Origin of the sequence: Blattabacterium sp. (Cryptocercus punctulatus) str. Cpu, assembly GCF_000236405.1 — a bacterium.
Taxonomy (GTDB): Bacteria; Bacteroidota; Bacteroidia; order Flavobacteriales; family Blattabacteriaceae; genus Blattabacterium; species Blattabacterium punctulatus.
The window spans coordinates 194611-209841 of the sequence record NC_016621.1; the positions used below are offsets into that span (position 1 = coordinate 194611).

At 20.9% G+C, this 15231-nt stretch carries 19 protein-coding genes; 8 read left to right on the forward strand and 11 right to left on the reverse strand.

All coding sequences use genetic code 11. From position 1 onward, the window contains the following. Positions 1-93 precede the first annotated feature (93 nt). Complete coding sequence (locus tag BLBCPU_RS00920; RefSeq protein WP_014246128.1) at positions 94-786, forward strand: zinc metallopeptidase; 693 nt, start codon at positions 94-96, stop codon at positions 784-786. 151 nt (positions 787-937) lie between these two features. Here the strand turns inward: BLBCPU_RS00920 and coaE are convergent, their stop codons facing one another. The 3 genes from coaE to nusB are packed head-to-tail and all read right to left on the reverse strand — an operon-like array spanning position 938 to position 2834. After that, positions 938-1486 (reverse strand): dephospho-CoA kinase, encoded by a 549-nt coding sequence (gene coaE / locus BLBCPU_RS00925; protein WP_014246130.1) that lies wholly within the window; start codon positions 1484-1486, stop codon positions 938-940. Then, a complete protein-coding gene (yajC, locus tag BLBCPU_RS00930; RefSeq protein ID WP_014246131.1) occupies positions 1483-1842 on the reverse strand; it encodes a preprotein translocase subunit YajC in 360 nt (119 codons plus the stop codon). The genes coaE and yajC overlap by 4 nt, the downstream gene beginning before the upstream one ends. A gap of 53 nt (positions 1843-1895) precedes the next feature. Then, positions 1896-2834 (reverse strand): transcription antitermination factor NusB, encoded by a 939-nt coding sequence (gene nusB, locus BLBCPU_RS00935; protein ID WP_041178607.1) that lies wholly within the window; start codon positions 2832-2834, stop codon positions 1896-1898. 900 nt (positions 2835-3734) lie between these two features. On the opposite strand from nusB, the gene BLBCPU_RS00940 reads away from it, so the two are divergent. Together BLBCPU_RS00940 and BLBCPU_RS00945 are read left to right on the forward strand one after the other, a co-directional pair. Continuing rightward, a complete protein-coding gene (locus tag BLBCPU_RS00940; RefSeq protein WP_014246133.1) occupies positions 3735-4124 on the forward strand; it encodes a DUF3276 family protein in 390 nt (129 codons plus the stop codon). Between the two features lie 119 nt (positions 4125-4243). Beyond that, positions 4244-4741, forward strand: coding sequence for an HAD family hydrolase (locus BLBCPU_RS00945; RefSeq protein ID WP_254044409.1), 498 nt, complete (start codon positions 4244-4246; stop codon positions 4739-4741). A gap of 63 nt (positions 4742-4804) precedes the next feature. On the opposite strand, the gene groL is transcribed toward BLBCPU_RS00945, so the two are convergent. The 7 genes from groL to pncB form a co-directional block, all read right to left on the reverse strand. After that, on the reverse strand, positions 4805-6445 hold the full coding sequence (groL, locus tag BLBCPU_RS00950; protein ID WP_014246135.1) for a chaperonin GroEL: 1641 nt from the start codon (positions 6443-6445) through the stop codon (positions 4805-4807). Between the two features lie 69 nt (positions 6446-6514). Continuing rightward, positions 6515-6793: a co-chaperone GroES gene (gene groES, locus BLBCPU_RS00955; protein WP_014246136.1), complete on the reverse strand. Its 279-nt coding sequence runs from the start codon at positions 6791-6793 to the stop codon at positions 6515-6517. Positions 6794-6916: 123 nt separating this feature from the next. Further along, complete coding sequence (secG, locus tag BLBCPU_RS00960; RefSeq protein WP_014246137.1) at positions 6917-7156, reverse strand: preprotein translocase subunit SecG; 240 nt, start codon at positions 7154-7156, stop codon at positions 6917-6919. A 10-nt stretch (positions 7157-7166) separates the two neighbouring features. Continuing rightward, the gene (locus tag BLBCPU_RS00965) at positions 7167-7655 is read right to left on the reverse strand and encodes a hypothetical protein (RefSeq protein ID WP_014246138.1); all 489 of its coding nucleotides are present in this window, start codon (positions 7653-7655) and stop codon (positions 7167-7169) included. Beyond that, positions 7645-8919 carry a sigma 54-interacting transcriptional regulator gene (locus BLBCPU_RS00970; protein WP_014246139.1) on the reverse strand — a complete coding sequence of 425 codons (1275 nt, stop codon included), beginning with the start codon at positions 8917-8919 and terminating at the stop codon, positions 7645-7647. The genes BLBCPU_RS00965 and BLBCPU_RS00970 overlap by 11 nt, the downstream gene beginning before the upstream one ends. 17 nt (positions 8920-8936) lie before the next feature. Then, positions 8937-10328, reverse strand: a complete 1392-nt coding sequence (miaB, locus tag BLBCPU_RS00975; protein WP_014246140.1) for a tRNA (N6-isopentenyl adenosine(37)-C2)-methylthiotransferase MiaB — start codon at positions 10326-10328, stop codon at positions 8937-8939. A gap of 84 nt (positions 10329-10412) precedes the next feature. Further along, entirely contained in the window at positions 10413-11588 is a 1176-nt protein-coding gene (gene pncB, locus BLBCPU_RS00980) for a nicotinate phosphoribosyltransferase (RefSeq protein ID WP_083817737.1), read from the reverse strand. Between the two features lie 182 nt (positions 11589-11770). On the opposite strand from pncB, the gene BLBCPU_RS00985 reads away from it, so the two are divergent. From BLBCPU_RS00985 to BLBCPU_RS01005, 5 genes are all read left to right on the forward strand, one after another. Then, a complete protein-coding gene (locus BLBCPU_RS00985; protein ID WP_014246142.1) occupies positions 11771-12040 on the forward strand; it encodes an RNA-binding protein in 270 nt (89 codons plus the stop codon). Positions 12041-12148: 108 nt separating this feature from the next. Then, entirely contained in the window at positions 12149-13021 is an 873-nt protein-coding gene (dapA, locus tag BLBCPU_RS00990) for a 4-hydroxy-tetrahydrodipicolinate synthase (RefSeq protein ID WP_014246143.1), read from the forward strand. 21 nt (positions 13022-13042) lie between these two features. Further along, positions 13043-13570 (forward strand): ferritin, encoded by a 528-nt coding sequence (locus tag BLBCPU_RS00995; protein ID WP_014246144.1) that lies wholly within the window; start codon positions 13043-13045, stop codon positions 13568-13570. Positions 13571-13576: 6 nt separating this feature from the next. Beyond that, on the forward strand, positions 13577-14218 hold the full coding sequence (bamD, locus tag BLBCPU_RS01000; RefSeq protein WP_014246145.1) for an outer membrane protein assembly factor BamD: 642 nt from the start codon (positions 13577-13579) through the stop codon (positions 14216-14218). Positions 14219-14222: 4 nt separating this feature from the next. Continuing rightward, positions 14223-14534, forward strand: coding sequence for a hypothetical protein (locus tag BLBCPU_RS01005; RefSeq protein WP_014246146.1), 312 nt, complete (start codon positions 14223-14225; stop codon positions 14532-14534). Here BLBCPU_RS01005 and fsa read toward each other — a convergent pair. Then, positions 14527-15189, reverse strand: coding sequence for a fructose-6-phosphate aldolase (gene fsa, locus BLBCPU_RS01010; RefSeq protein ID WP_014246147.1), 663 nt, complete (start codon positions 15187-15189; stop codon positions 14527-14529). The genes BLBCPU_RS01005 and fsa overlap by 8 nt on opposite strands. Positions 15190-15231 lie beyond the last annotated feature (42 nt).

Here is a 15231-nt window from a genome sequence, read left to right on the forward strand (position 1 = left end):
GTTTGACGTATAAATTTATTATAAAAAATTATATTTTCATTTTAATTAATAAATTAATAATTTTGTTAATAAAGATAAAGATTATATAATTTTATGATTTATTATTTTATTATAGGAATAACATTTTTTATTAGTGTTATAGTAAGTAAAATTTTGAAAGATAAAATTCAGACATATTCTAAATTTTATTTGCAAAATCATATGAGTGGAAAAGAAATAGCAGAAAAAATGTTAACAGATAATGGTATTTATGATGTAAATATTATATCTGTAGAAGGAGAATTAACTGATCATTATAATCCATTAAATAAAACAATTAATTTAAGTGAAAAAGTTTATTATGAAAATTCTTCTGCTTCTGCTGCTATTGCGGCTCATGAATGTGGTCATGTTTTACAACATAAATGGGGTTATAATTTATTAAAATTCCGAAATGGATTAATTCCTATTTTAAATTTTAGTTCTAAATTTACACATTTAGCTATTATGATTGGCCTTACAATATTTTATAGTTCAGAAGGAAAAAATTCTTTTATTCTTAAATTAGGTATAGGTTTATTTTCTTTAGCAGTTTTTTTTTCTTTTATTACTCTTCCAATAGAATTTGATGCTAGTAAAAGAGCTTTAACATGGTTAAAAAATAAAAATATGGTAACATTTCAGGAATATGAGCAGGCAAAAGATTCTTTAAAATGGGCAGCAATGACTTATGTTATTTCAGCCTTAGGAAGTTTAGCTCAATTAATGTATTTTTTATCTATTTTTAATAATAAAAGAGATGAATAATTTCAATTATTTTTTATTTTTTTAGAATTTCTAGGATTTTTACGAATATTACCATATGTTTTATTTTTATTTTCCTTTTTAGTTTTTTATCTCCTTTACCCATTTTTTAAAATTTTTTGAATAATTTTATTATGTATTTCTTTGTTTTTTTTTAAAAAAAAATATCTTGAGTATTTTCAATAATTATGTTAGAATATTTAATTTTTTTTTTATTAGAAATTTGAAATTTAATACGATTCATAATTTTTTTTTCATTTAGATGATCTCTTTTAATAATTCGTTCAATCATTTTTTCTATAGGTGAAATAATAGTAATAATTAAATCACAATTTTTATAAGATCCACTTTCAAATAAAATAGCAGATTCTTTTATAGAATAAAAAGTTTTTTGTGAAAAAATCCAATTTTTAAAATCTAAAAAAATCCATGGATGAATAATAGAACATAATAATTTTAAATAAATAGGATTTTGAAATACTATTTTAGATAAAAATTTTGTATTTACTTTATTATTTTTATATGATTTTTTAACCAAAAAATTTATAATATTATTTTTTAATAATTTTATTTTATTCATTAAAATTTTACTTCTTTGATCTGATGAATATACAGGAATTCCAATATTTTTAAAAAAAAGAGGGAAAATAAACTTTTTCCAAGATCCCATATTTCCAGTAATTCCTATTAACAATGATCTCATTTTTTCTCGATATTTTCTTTAAATTCTATTTCTTTTATTTTATTATTATTTTTATTTTTTTTTAATAAATTTTCATAACGTAACTGAGATAATTCTTTAGATATAGCGTTTTTTTCAAATTTTATTTTTCCTGTAATAGTTTCTAATATACAGAAATGATTTGTAATTTCTATAATTTTTCCATGTAATCCAGAATTTGTTACTATGTAAATTCCTTTTTTTAAATTTTTTTGAAATTTTTTTTCTATTTTTTGTTTTCGTATTTGAGGACGTATCATAAAAAAATAAAATACAATAAATATTAATACAAACATTAAAATAGTGTTTGTTATAGAATTTTGTAATATAGAAAACATAAAATTTAATATTTTTTTTGAATATATAATAAATAAAATGAGTAAGAAAATAATTATATTAATTTTTTTTCAATTTTAAATATTTTATTTTGTTTATATAATAATTTGAATACTTTATCTAGAATACCATTAATGAAAATTTTACTTTTTTCCATACAAAATATTTTTGTAATTTCTATATATTCATTTATAGTTGCTTTTGGAGGAATATTTGGAAAATATAAAAATTCACAAATAGCCATTTGTAATATGATTAAATCTACAGTAGCTATTCTATTTATAGTCCAATTTTTAGATATATATTCAATTAATTTATTAAATTCATCTTTATGATAAATTGTATTTCTATATAAATCAATAATAAATTTTTTATTTTCATTATTTTTATAAATATTATATAATTTAAAATTTTTAGGGGTAGATAATTTTATAGATTGTAAAGTTTTACAAACTATCATATGTGCGATATATAAATTTTCGGATCCATTTATTACATATCTATCCTCAATATAATCAATTAATTTTTTATTAGGAATTATACTATTTTTATAATATTTTATAATAAAATTTTTTTCCTCTTCAAAAGAAGAATTAAATTTTTGTATAGAATTTTTAAAAATTTGTGATTTTTGCATTTCTTTTATTAATAAAAAAAGAAAAGATTCATCCTGTTTTATCCATAATTTTTTTTCATAATATTTTAAATATTTATATTTTAATAAATATTTATTATTAGATAATATTTTAATGATGGAATTATATGCTATTTTTTGTATAGAATTTATTTTTTTTTTAGTTGAAATTTCATTCATATTTTTTATAGCTTTATCTCTAATTTTTAATATTAAATAGAGTAAAAAAATATATAATTCATGTAGTTCTTCAATATTTTGAAGCATATTTTTTTCTACTTTTTTAAAATTTATTTTAGATAAATGTTGGGCATATAAAAATTGCAAACTTCTTATTCTGAAGTATCGCCTAATTAACATTTTTTTATGGTATTAATTTTTTATAGTTTACAATTATATAAATAAAATTTTAAACTTAAAAGTTTGGATTTTTATTATATTGGTTAGTTTATTTATTTACCGAATATTTAATGAGTCATATTACAGAATATATTTTTTTTATTCGCCAATATATATAGGTTTAGGAGATATATATTTTATTAATTTTAATAGTTTTATTTTTAATGATTTTTATATAAATATTCCGAATTAGATTAAATATTGACTCTTATAAGAATTCCTAATTTCTAGACTATTCATTTACAAGAAATTTTTTCTAGAATTAATGTTCTAGAATTAATGTTGTTAAATCATTTGTATTTTAATTTTTTTTTCAAGAAAAATATAAAAAATTATATTAAAATATTAAAAAAAATATAGCATTAGTTAAAATGGATATTATTTTATTTTTTATTATTTTTTTTAGAGGTAAAAAATATTTTAAAGGAGAAATAATAGAAATTCTTACAAAATTTTTATGTATATAAATGTATTAGTTTTATTTATAATTCTAATTTTTTAAAAAATTAATATAATCTTAAGAAATTAGGTATCTTTTTTTTTTCTCATATTTTATTATTAAAATAATATAGTTTTTGTAAATATTAAAAAAGAAAATTTATATAAAGTTTATGAAACTACAAGGAAAATAATGATAGAAGAGGAAATTATTAATTTTAAAATGAGTATGAAATGATTCATAGAATAGAGAAGTAAACATTATCTAGAGGAAAAAAAATAAAAAAATGTATTGTAATAAAAATTATAAGTAATCCAAGAATATTTATATTTGATGATAGTTTTTTCTATAGATTAAAAAACTATAAAATTAATAATTTTTTATTTAGATTTGCTTAATTAGGATTTATAATTTTGTTTGAAATGGACGAAAAAGAAAATATTAAAGAAAGAAATGAAATTTGTTCACGTACTTTAAAAACAGGAAGTCGTACATATTTTTTTGATGCTAGAGAAACAAGAGCAGGAGATTATTATTTGACTATTACTGAAAGTAAAAAAATTTTTTCTGAAAGTGGAGAAATTACTTATAAAAAACATAAAATTTATTTATATAAAGAAGATTTTTCTAAATTTCAGAGTATACTTGATGATATGATTCGATTTATTATAAATGAAAAAGGGAGAGAAGTAATTTCAGAACGTCATCAAAAAGATTTTAAAAATCATACATTTAATCAAGAAATTAAAAAAATTCATAAAAAACCATTAGAAAAAAAAAACATTACAAATATTAATTTTGAGGATATATAAATAAGTATATTTAAGTATTGGTAAATTTCATATTATATAATATTTTTAGTATATTTTCAAATATGATTTAGTTTATTGATAGATAATATTTTTATATTATGGAAAATTATAGAAATATAATGAAGAATATTAATACTTTTATTTTTGATGTTGATGGGGTATTAACTAATTGTACTTTAAATTTATTTCCTGATGGGAATATGGTACGTCAAATGTTTGCTAAAGATGGATTTGCTATAGAATTAGCGAAAGATAGAGGATATAATTTATGTATTATTACAAGAGGTGCAGATTTAATGGTTTTTCGTCGTTTAAGAGATTTTAATATTCAATATATTTATCAAGGTATTGATAATAAAAAAAAATATTTGGATGAATATTGTAATATTTTAAATATTACTAGAAAAAAAATATTATATATGGGGGATGATATTCCAGATATTGAAATTATGCAATCTGTAGCTTTACCTTGTTCCCCAATAGATGCAGTACCAGAAGTAAAAAAAGTATCTAAATATATTTCTCCTAAAAAAGGAGGTAGGGGGTGTGTAAGAGATGTAATAGAACAAACTTTGAAAATTCAAAAAAAATTGGTTATAATAATAAAAAAAAAATAGTGTCCATCGACACTATTTTTTTTTTATTATTTCTTCTTATTTTTATTTAATATTATTCCTCATTTACATCATTCCTCCCATTCCACCACCACCAGCTCCAGGCATTGGTGGAGAACTTGGTTCATCTTTTTTTATTTCTGTAACAACACATTCAGTAGTTAATAACATTCCTGAAACTGATGCTGCATTTTCTAATGCAACTCTTGCTACTTTAGTAGGATCTATAATTCCTTCAACTATCATATTTTTATATTCTCCAATTTTTGCATCATAACCAAAATCACCTTTTCCCTCAGCTACTTTAGCAACTACTACAGAACCTTCTCCACCTGCATTAGCTACAATTTGACGTAAAGGTTCTTCTAATGATCTTCTTACTATTTGTATTCCGGTATCTTGATCAGAATTATCTCCTATAATATTTTCTAATGATTTGATTGCTCGAACTAATGCAACACCACCACCAGCTACAATACCTTCTTCAACTGCCGCACGAGTAGCATTTAAAGCATCATCTACACGATCTTTTTTTTCTTTCATTTCTACTTCAGATGCAGCTCCTACATAAAGGACAGCAACTCCACCAGCTAATTTAGCAAGACGTTCTTGTAATTTTTCTTTATCATAATCAGATGTAGTAGATTCTATTTGAGCTTTTATTTGATCTACACGTGCTCTTATATCCTTTTTACTACCTCCACCATTAATAATAGTAGTATTATCTTTATCAATAATAACTCTTTCAGCTTTTCCAAGCATTTTTAATTTAACATCTTCTAATTTACTTCCAGTTTCCTCTGAAATTACAGTACCTCCTGTAAGAATAGCAATATCTTCTAACATTGCTTTTCTTCTATCTCCAAATCCTGGAGCTTTTATAGCTGCTACTTTTAATGTTCCTCGAATTTTATTTACTACTAAAGTAGCTAATGCTTCACCTTCTACTTCTTCAGAAATAATAAGTAAAGGTTTACCTGATTGAGCTACAGGCTCTAATATAGGTAATAAATCCTTCATTGCAGCAATTTTTTTATCAGATAGTAGAATTTGTGGTTGATCAAATTCTGTTATCATTTTCTCAGTATTTGTTACAAAATAAGGAGATTGATAACCTCTATCAAATTGCATACCTTCTACTACATCTACTGATGTATCTGTTCCTTTTGCTTCTTCTACAGTAATTACTCCTTCTTTTCCAACTTTTTCAAAAGCATCTGCTATTAATGCACCAGTTTTTTCATCATTATTTGCAGATATAGAAGCTACTTGTTTTATTTTATCGGTATTTCCTCCAACTTCTCTAGATTGTTTTTTTAAATCTAAAATAACAACTTCTAATGCTTTATCTATTCCTCTTTTTAAATCCATTGGATTTGCTCCAGCCGCTACATTTTTTAACCCTTCTCTAACGATAGCTTGAGCTAATACAGTTGCAGTTGTTGTCCCATCTCCAGCTACATCATTAGTTTTTGAAGCTACTTCTTTAACCATTTGGGCTCCTAGATTTTCTATTGAATCTTCTAATTCTATTTCTTTAGCTACAGTAACTCCATCTTTAGTTACTTGAGGACCTCCAAAAGACTTTTGTAATACTACATTACGTCCTTTTGGTCCTAAAGTTACTTTAACCGCATTAGCTAATGCATCTACTCCTTTTTTTAATTTATCTCTTGCTTCAATATCAAATTTAATATCTTTTGCCATAATTTTTATATTTTTTAAATTACAAGTTATGGATTATTCATAATTATTTATTATTTCAATAATTAATTATTATATAACTGCTATTACATCAGATTCCCGCATGATAAGATATTCTTCTCCTTCCCATTTTAATTCAGTTCCAGAATATTTTCCATATAAAATTCTATCTCCTTTTTTTAGAATCATAGGTTCATTTTTTTTTCCATTTCCAATAGATATCACAGTTCCTTTTTGTGGTTTTTCCTTTGCAGTATCAGGAATTATTATACCTGATGCTGTTTTTGTTTCAGCAGGATCAGGTTTTACTAGTACTCGATCTGCTAAAGGTTTAATCTTTACTTCCATCATATTTAAAATAATTTTTAAAGTTAATGATACTAATCCCGTTCAAAGCCAAAAACATGCCAAATAAAAAATATTTGAATTTTTTGTATTTAACTAATATTATATGCCATAATGACATATTTTTTTTTATAAATTATGTTTTAATAAATAATTAAAAAATAAAACTAAAAAAAATATAAAAATAGATAATATCCAAGTTAATTTTTCTAAAAAATTATTTGTTCTTTTAATTCCAAAAAGTCTAAAATTTTTATCCATAAAAGATTGATAAAAAATTCCTTTTTTAGGATTTTGTATTAAAATTATTATAATAAGAAAAAAACATATTAAAATAATAAACATTCCTATAAATATAATTGAATACATACATAATTAATTACCAATTATTAAATATTTTATTATATAATTGAGAAACTAAATTATTAATAATTTTTTCTGTTATAAGATAATTTTCTAATGGAAAGTTATCTTGTTGAGAAAAAGATTTTACAATATCAAAATATTTTTCCCAATTTTTTTCTGGATTTAAATTATCTTTACAATAAATTTTTACTGTCATTTTAATAAATTTTAATTTTGAATTTCTTTTTTTAATTATTTTATAGTCTATAAAATCTCCAGATAAATGAATATTCCCTCCTTTTTTTACAAAATTCCAAGGAGTGTGTTTTAAAATAAAATTTTCAAATTTTTTTTTAAATTCAAAAGAAATAGATTTTCCTGAAATATTTATATTATTATCTGAAAAATTTCCAATTTCTATTGTTTTTTTATCTTTATCCAATAAAAAAGGTTTATAATGACAATGACTATTATTTAAAAAAACGTAAAAGAGAAATATAATAAAAATATTTTTATAAACCATATTGTTTAATTTTTCTATATAATGTTCTTTCTGAAATACCTAATTCTATTGCGGTTTTCTTTCTTTTTCCATTATTTTTTTTTAAAGCTTTTTTAATAAATTCAATTTCTTTTTTTTGTAATGAAAAAGAATTAGATTCTTTTTTTGAAACATCTTCTTCTATTTCTTCATAATCGAAATCATATTTTGATAAAGGTTTTGAAGAATTTTCTAATTGAAATATTGAATCTTTTACTATAGATTTAATAGAATTATTGGAAGGTTTAATTATTTTTCCAAATACTTTTTCCATAAGTTCTTGATTTTTTTTTATAAATTTATTATCATTGTTATTTTTTATTAATTGTAAGGTTAAGTTTTTAAGATGATTTAAACTTTTTTTCATATCAAATAAAATTTTATATAGAAAATCTCTTTCGTTAGAAAAATTTTGAAAAAAATACTCATTATTTATTGGATGAGAAAATGATAAAAATGGGATATTTTCTGGAATATATTCTTTTAATTTTTCTGATGAAATTTCACGTTTTTTTTCTATTACTGACATTTGTTCTATAATATTTTTTAATTGTCTTATATTTCCAGGCCAAGGATATTTTTCTAGATATATTATAGCATCTTCAGTCAATTTCATTGAAGGAATATGATATTTATCTGAAAAATCATTAGAAAATTTTTTAAATAATAATTTAATATCATTTTTACGAAAACGTAAAGGAGGAAGATTTATTTGAACTGTATTAAGACGATAATATAAATCTTCTCTAAATTTTCCTTTTTGAATAGATTCTAGAAGATTTAAATTAGTTGCAGCTACAATTCGTATATTAGTTTTTTGTATTTTAGAAGACCCAACTTTTATAAATTCACCTGTTTCTAAAATTCGAAGTAGACGAACTTGTGTAGTTAAAGGTAATTCACCAACTTCATCTAAAAATATAGTTCCTCCATTTGCACCTTCAAAATATCCTTTTCGCATATTTGTAGCTCCTGTAAAAGATCCTTTTTCATGTCCAAATAATTCACTATCAATAGTTCCTTCTGGAATTGCCCCACAATTTACAGCAATATAAGAATGATGTTTTCTATAGGAAAATTGATGAATTATTTTAGGAATAAATTCTTTTCCTACTCCACTTTCTCCAAGAACTAGTACGGAAATATCTGTTGGTGCAACTTGAATAGTTTTTTCTAAAGCTCTATGTAAAGCATAATCATTCCCAATAATGGAAAATTTTTTTTTTATGTTATGAATAGATTCCATATATGGATTTTACTTATTTATTTTTTTTCTATTCCTATTCCTATTAATGTAGCAGATGTATAATCTATTATTTTTATAAAAACGGTTTCTCCTATTTTATAAGTTTTTTTTGGAAAAACTATTACAATATTTTGAGTATTTTTTCCATACCAATATTGATTATTTTTTTTAGATTCTCCTTCTATTAAAACTTCTTGAATTTTTCCTATATATTTTTTCATTTGAAAAATAGAATGATCTCTTTGAAGGTTAATAATTTCTTGTAATCGTTTTTTTTTTATAAATTCTGGAACATTATTTTCTAATTTATTATAAGAATAAGTTCCAGGTCTAGGAGAATATGAAAACATATAACCATAATTATATTTTACTTCATTCATTAAACTAATTGTTTCTTGATGATCTTTTTCATCTTCATTACAAAATCCAGTCATAATATCATGAGATATAGAACATTCAGGAATTATAAATTTAATTTTTTTAATTAAAGAAAGATATTGTTTACGAGTATATTTTCTATTCATTAATTTTAATATTTTATCGCTACCAGATTGGACTGGTAAATGAATATGTTTACATATATTAGAATGTTTTGATATTACTTCTATTACTTTATTAGACATATCATGTGGATTAGAAGTAGAAAAACGAATTCTCATAAAAGGTATTTCTATAGCTAATAAATCTAAAAGTTTAGAAAAATCTATTATTTTTTTTTTTTCAGTGTATATTTTTTTATAAATTCTTTTTTTTAATCCATCATTACCCAACCATACGTAAGAATCTACATTTTGACCTAAAAGAGTTACTTCTTTAAATCCTTTTTTATATAAAGTTTTACATTCTTTAATTATAGAATATGGATCACGACTAATTTCTCTTCCTCTTGTAAAGGGAACTATACAAAAAGTACACATGTTATCACATCCTCTTGTTATACTTAAAAATGCTGTTATTTTATTTTTTTTTCTAAATGGCTTTATATTGTCATAGGTTTCTTTTTTAGATGAAAAAATATGAGAAATTTTTTCTCCTTTCATAGATAAACTAATTATACTAGGTATTTTTTTATAGTAATCTGGTCCAATTGTAAAATTAATCAAATTATTATCTAAAAAATTTTTTTTCATTGAATTTGATAAACAACCCAAAATACCGAATAATATAGGTTTTTCTTTTTTTAAATATTGTAATTTTTGTAATCTATTTTTTATAGCTAATTCTACTTTAGTTCTTATAGAACAAGAATTTAATAAAATTATATTTGCTATTTTCAAATTTTCTGTTAAAAAAAATCCATTATTTAATAATATAGAAGTAACTATTTCATTATCAGAAATATTCATTTGACATCCATAACTTTCTATATAAAAAAAATGTTTTTTAAATACTAAATTTTTTTCATTCATTATTAATTAATTTCTTTAAAAATTTAAAGATAAAAAAAAATGTCATTATGTCATATATAATGTAAAATTATTATTATTTATAAATTATGGAATTTGAAGTATTTTTTTAGCGTAAATAATCATTTTTTTATCTCCCGTAGATTTTTCTTTTACATTAGAAAGTTTAATAACAGATATCCATTTTTTTTTTGGAATCGCTTTTACCATTTTAATAACTATATTCATTGATGGAGGTCCAACATCATTGGTGAAATTAGTTCCTATACAAAAAAATGGAATAATTTTATTTTTACAAAAAGAGGAAATATAAGTTATTTTATACGGATTAAGATTATCGGAAAATATAATTTTTTTTTGTAATGGATTGATTTTAAATTTTTTATAATGTTTTATAGTTTCCTCAATAAAAAAAATTGGATCTCCACTATCATGTCTAATACCTTCAAAAATATTTGCTAAGTTTTGATCAAAATTTTTAAAAAAAATCGGAGTAGTATATGTATCAGATAAAGCTATACCTAAATTTTTTCCATATATATTTAACCAATTTTTCATAGAAATTTTATCAGCCATATTAAATCCATATTTAGCTGCATGAAACATTACCCATTCATGTCCTTGAGTCCCAATAGGTTTTATTGATAAAATATGGGATAAATGTACATTACTAGTACCTATAAAAAAAGATGGAGCTTCTTTTTTTATAAATTTTAAAACTAATTTATGTATTTGATATGAAAATCTTCTTCTAGTTCCGTATTCTCCAATTTTTATATTTAATTTTTTATATTTATTTAATTTTTCTTTCGTTAAAAAAAGAATTTTTTTATTTGAAATTCGTTTTGCATCTGTTAATTGATAATATAATTCAGATATTATTGCCATTAAAGGTACTTCCCATAAAATAGTTCTATGCCATAATCCTTCTATATGTATTTGTATATTTTTTCCTTTTTGAGATATATTAACTTCTTTTGGATTATATTGATATTTTTTTAAAAAATCAAGATAAGTAGAATCTAAATAAGGACAATTTTTTTCTAAAAAAATCCTTTCTTCATTTGATAATTTTAGATCCGACATTTTATCAAGATTTTTTTTTAAAAGATTAGCAAAATTTCTTGGAAAAGAATGTTTTCCACGATTTATAAATTCATATTTAGTTTTTACTAAAGGAAATAATTTTATTACAGCATTTTGCATAGTAAATTTATAAAAATCATTATCTAATAAAGAAGATACAATAGAAAATTCATTCATTATATTCATTAAATATAATCTTCGATAATTATTATTATTTGGAATACCTAAAAATAAAAAATTTTTTCAAAAAATTTTGTTTTTTTTATATATGAAGTTAAAAAACTTCTTCAATAAGAATATTTTTCTTTTAGAAAAAATATTTCTCTAAATTTGCTTTTAAAACAATTTATTTTTTAATTATGGATTATACGAAATTATACGTTGGCAATTTATCTTATGATATGACAGAACAAGAATTAAAAGAATATTTTGAATCTATAGGAGAAGTTATTAACGCAAAAATTATTTTTGACGAATCTACTTCTAATAAAAGAAGTAAAGGATTTGGATTTATAGAAATGTCTAATGAAGAAAATGCTAAACAAGCTATAGAAAAATTAAATGGAACAGAATTTATGGGAAGAAATATTATTGTTTCTGTAGCTAGACCAAGGATAAAAAGAGATTAATTCTTTTTTTATTTTTCTATACGTCTACATCTGTATTTATATAAATAAAAATAAAAAAAATACTGAAATATTAATAATAATGTTAGTGAATTCACTATATGGATTTTTATGAAAAAATTATATGGAACAGGTGTAGCGTTAGTTACTCCTTTTAAAAAAAATAGAAAAATTGATTTTAATGGACTTGAAAAGCTTTTAAAATATATAGAAGATAAAGTGGATTATTTAATAATATTAGGTACTACAGCAGAAACTTCTACTTTAGAAGAAAATGAAAAAAAAGATATAATTGAATGTATTAAAAATTCCAATTATAAAAAAATACCTTTAATATTAGGAATAGGAGGTAATAATACAGAAAATGTTATCAAAAAAATAAAAAGTATAAATTTATCAGATTTTTTAGCAATTCTTTCTATTTCTCCTTATTATAATAATCCATCTCAAGAAGGAATATATCAACATTTTAAATCTATTATTAATAATACAGATGCCAATATAATCGTTTATAATGTTCCTAAGAGAACAGGATCAAATGTTTTTCCTGAAACAATTATTCGTTTAGCTAATGATTTTAATAGAATTATAGGAATAAAAGAAGCATCTGGTAATATTTTACAATCTTATAAGATTATAAAAAAAAAACCAAAAAATTTTAGTGTGATAGCAGGAGATGATTTTATTTCTTTGCCTTTAATACTAGGTGGAGGAAATGGAATTATATCTGTAATAGCTCAAGGATTTCCAGATAAAATATCTAAAATGATTTCTTTAGCGAAAAGTAATAAAGTTAAAGAAGCTTTTTCAATTTTTTATGAAATTTTTAATATGATTTATCTTATTTATGAAGAAGGAAATCCTACAGGAATAAAAACTTTTTTGGAGATTATAGGTATATGTAGTTCATATGTAAGATTACCATTATTAAGTGGAACTTATAATTTAAAAAAAAAAATGGAATTTTTATTAAAAAAACTATAAATTAATTATTTAATTTTTATTATGTTTAGTAAAAAAATACAAGTAGAATTAAAAAAACAATTAAATAGAGAATTAGAATCTTCTCAATTATATTTATCTATGGCATCTTGGGTTGAATATAAATATGGTGGTCTTGATGGAATATATAATTTTTTATATGATCATTCGGATGAAGAAAGAAGACATATGTTGAAGTTAATAAAGTATATTAATAAAAGAGGAGGATATGTGGATAATTTTAATAAAAGTGAATATTATATTTTTGAAAAAATTTCATATAATTCTTTGATGAATTTATTTTATAAATTATTTGAACATGAAAAAAAAAATTCTTTGGAAATTAATTTTTTAGTTGAATTATCATTACAGGAAAAAGATTTTTTTACATATAATTTTTTACAATGGTATGTCGAAGAACAAATAGAAGAAGAAGTTTTAATAAAAAAAATATTGGATAAAATTGAATTAATTGGAGAAGATAAAGGTGGTTTATATTTATTTAATCATGATATTAAAAATTTTTATTCAAAAAAATTTGGAAAAAATTAGATAATTATGAATTATAACAAAATTATTTTTTTTTTATTATTTATAATAACTGGATGTTATGATGGAAAACATTTATCAAAATGGAATACTAATTTTTATAATAAAAAAAATGAAATTTCTATATTAGAAAATATTTTTCGAAAATTGAATCTTTTTTCAAAAAAAAAGTATTTAGAAAATAATTATGAGGAAAATGAATCATTTAAACGTGGATTGACTTATTATTTTAAATCTTTAAATTTCGATTTAGATCAAAAGAAAACTAAAGAAGCAATTGAAGTCTTAAATAAATTTATTAAAGCATATCCAAATAGTTCGAAATTAGAAGAAATTAATGAAATTTTAAATAAATTATCAAAAAGACTTGAAAAAAAAGATTATTATATTGCTAATACATATTTTTTTATGAAAAAATACCAATCATCTTTAATTTATTTTCAAAATTTTTTAAATAATTTTCCAAAAAGTAATTTTAAAGAAGATGTTTTATACAAAATTTGTTTAATTACATATAAACTTTCTATTAATAAAAAAGAAAATCAAAAAAATAAAATTTCAAATTTTATTGATGCATATTATAAATATGTAAAATTATATCCAAATTCTTCTAATATAAAAAAATTAAAAATTTTTATGAAAAATTATTAAAATAATGAATTTTAAAGAAATTAAAGCTCCAATAAATACAGAAACAATAGATCGTGAAGAATTAGAAAAAAAATCCGGAAAAAATATTTATGGAACTATTTGTATTTTAGACAAAATTAGTCAAAAAATTAGTCAAAAAATTAAAGAAAATTTAGATAAAAAATTGGAAGAATTCAATTTTATAAATAAAAATAATTTAGAAGAAATTTTTGAAAATAAGGAACAAATAGATTTATCTAAATTTTATGAAAAACTTCCAAAATCTACATCTATTTCTATTCAATATTTATTAGATAATAAAATAAAAATTAATTAATAATATTTTCATAATCTTCTAAAAATTTTTTCAGTCCTATTTTTGTTAATGGATGGTTAAATAAAGATAGAATTATTTTTAATGGAGATGTTACTGCATATATTCCTATTTTAGAACATTCTATAATTTGTAATGGATTACGTATTGAGGCTGCTAAAATTTTTGTATCAAAATGGTAATTATTATAGATATTTTTAATTTCCTTTATTAAATTTAATCCATTATATGATAAATCTTCTAATCTTCCTAAAAATGGAGAAATATAATTAGATCCTGCCTTTGCAGCTAAAATAGCTTGACCAGAGGAAAATACTAAAGTACAATTAGTTTTAATATTTTTTTTTGATAAATATTTTATTGCTTTAATTCCATCTTTAATCATCGGAATTTTTACTACTATTTTTGGATGTAAAAGTGAAATTTTTTCACCTTCTTGAATCATATCTATATAATTTGTACTTATTAATTCTGCACTTACATCTCCTTCCTCATCATCTAATAATTGACAAATAGATATATAATGATTATTAATCTTATTTTTTGGAATAAATTCTTTTGATATTAAAGTAGGATTTGTTGTTACACCATCTAATACCCCTAATTTTTTTGCCTGTTTTATTTCTTTTAAATTAGCTGTATCTATAAAAAATTTCATATATTTTTAATAAGTAATAAAAACAAATTTATAAAAAATTAA

Excerpts from the sequence above, each read along its gene's own strand:
- groES (WP_014246136.1), bottom strand. The coding sequence starts at position 6,793 with ATGATGGAAGTAAAGATTAAACCTTTAGCAGATCGAGTACTAGTAAAA.
- BLBCPU_RS00920 (WP_014246128.1), top strand. The coding sequence starts at position 94 with ATGATTTATTATTTTATTATAGGAATAACATTTTTTATTAGTGTTATA.
- BLBCPU_RS00985 (WP_014246142.1), top strand. The coding sequence starts at position 11,771 with ATGGATTATACGAAATTATACGTTGGCAATTTATCTTATGATATGACA.
- BLBCPU_RS00970 (WP_014246139.1), bottom strand. The coding sequence starts at position 8,919 with ATGGAATCTATTCATAACATAAAAAAAAAATTTTCCATTATTGGGAAT.
- dapA (WP_014246143.1), top strand. The coding sequence starts at position 12,149 with ATGAAAAAATTATATGGAACAGGTGTAGCGTTAGTTACTCCTTTTAAA.
- pncB (WP_083817737.1), bottom strand. The coding sequence starts at position 11,588 with ATGAATGAATTTTCTATTGTATCTTCTTTATTAGATAATGATTTTTAT.
- groL (WP_014246135.1), bottom strand. The coding sequence starts at position 6,445 with ATGGCAAAAGATATTAAATTTGATATTGAAGCAAGAGATAAATTAAAA.
- BLBCPU_RS00945 (WP_254044409.1), top strand. The coding sequence starts at position 4,244 with ATGAAGAATATTAATACTTTTATTTTTGATGTTGATGGGGTATTAACT.
- miaB (WP_014246140.1), bottom strand. The coding sequence starts at position 10,328 with ATGAATGAAAAAAATTTAGTATTTAAAAAACATTTTTTTTATATAGAA.
- BLBCPU_RS01005 (WP_014246146.1), top strand. The coding sequence starts at position 14,223 with ATGAATTTTAAAGAAATTAAAGCTCCAATAAATACAGAAACAATAGAT.
- bamD (WP_014246145.1), top strand. The coding sequence starts at position 13,577 with ATGAATTATAACAAAATTATTTTTTTTTTATTATTTATAATAACTGGA.
- yajC (WP_014246131.1), bottom strand. The coding sequence starts at position 1,842 with ATGTTTTCTATATTACAAAATTCTATAACAAACACTATTTTAATGTTT.
- nusB (WP_041178607.1), bottom strand. The coding sequence starts at position 2,834 with ATGTTAATTAGGCGATACTTCAGAATAAGAAGTTTGCAATTTTTATAT.
- BLBCPU_RS00965 (WP_014246138.1), bottom strand. The coding sequence starts at position 7,655 with ATGGTTTATAAAAATATTTTTATTATATTTCTCTTTTACGTTTTTTTA.
- secG (WP_014246137.1), bottom strand. The coding sequence starts at position 7,156 with ATGTATTCAATTATATTTATAGGAATGTTTATTATTTTAATATGTTTT.
- coaE (WP_014246130.1), bottom strand. The coding sequence starts at position 1,486 with ATGAGATCATTGTTAATAGGAATTACTGGAAATATGGGATCTTGGAAA.
- BLBCPU_RS00995 (WP_014246144.1), top strand. The coding sequence starts at position 13,043 with ATGTTTAGTAAAAAAATACAAGTAGAATTAAAAAAACAATTAAATAGA.
- fsa (WP_014246147.1), bottom strand. The coding sequence starts at position 15,189 with ATGAAATTTTTTATAGATACAGCTAATTTAAAAGAAATAAAACAGGCA.
- BLBCPU_RS00940 (WP_014246133.1), top strand. The coding sequence starts at position 3,735 with ATGGACGAAAAAGAAAATATTAAAGAAAGAAATGAAATTTGTTCACGT.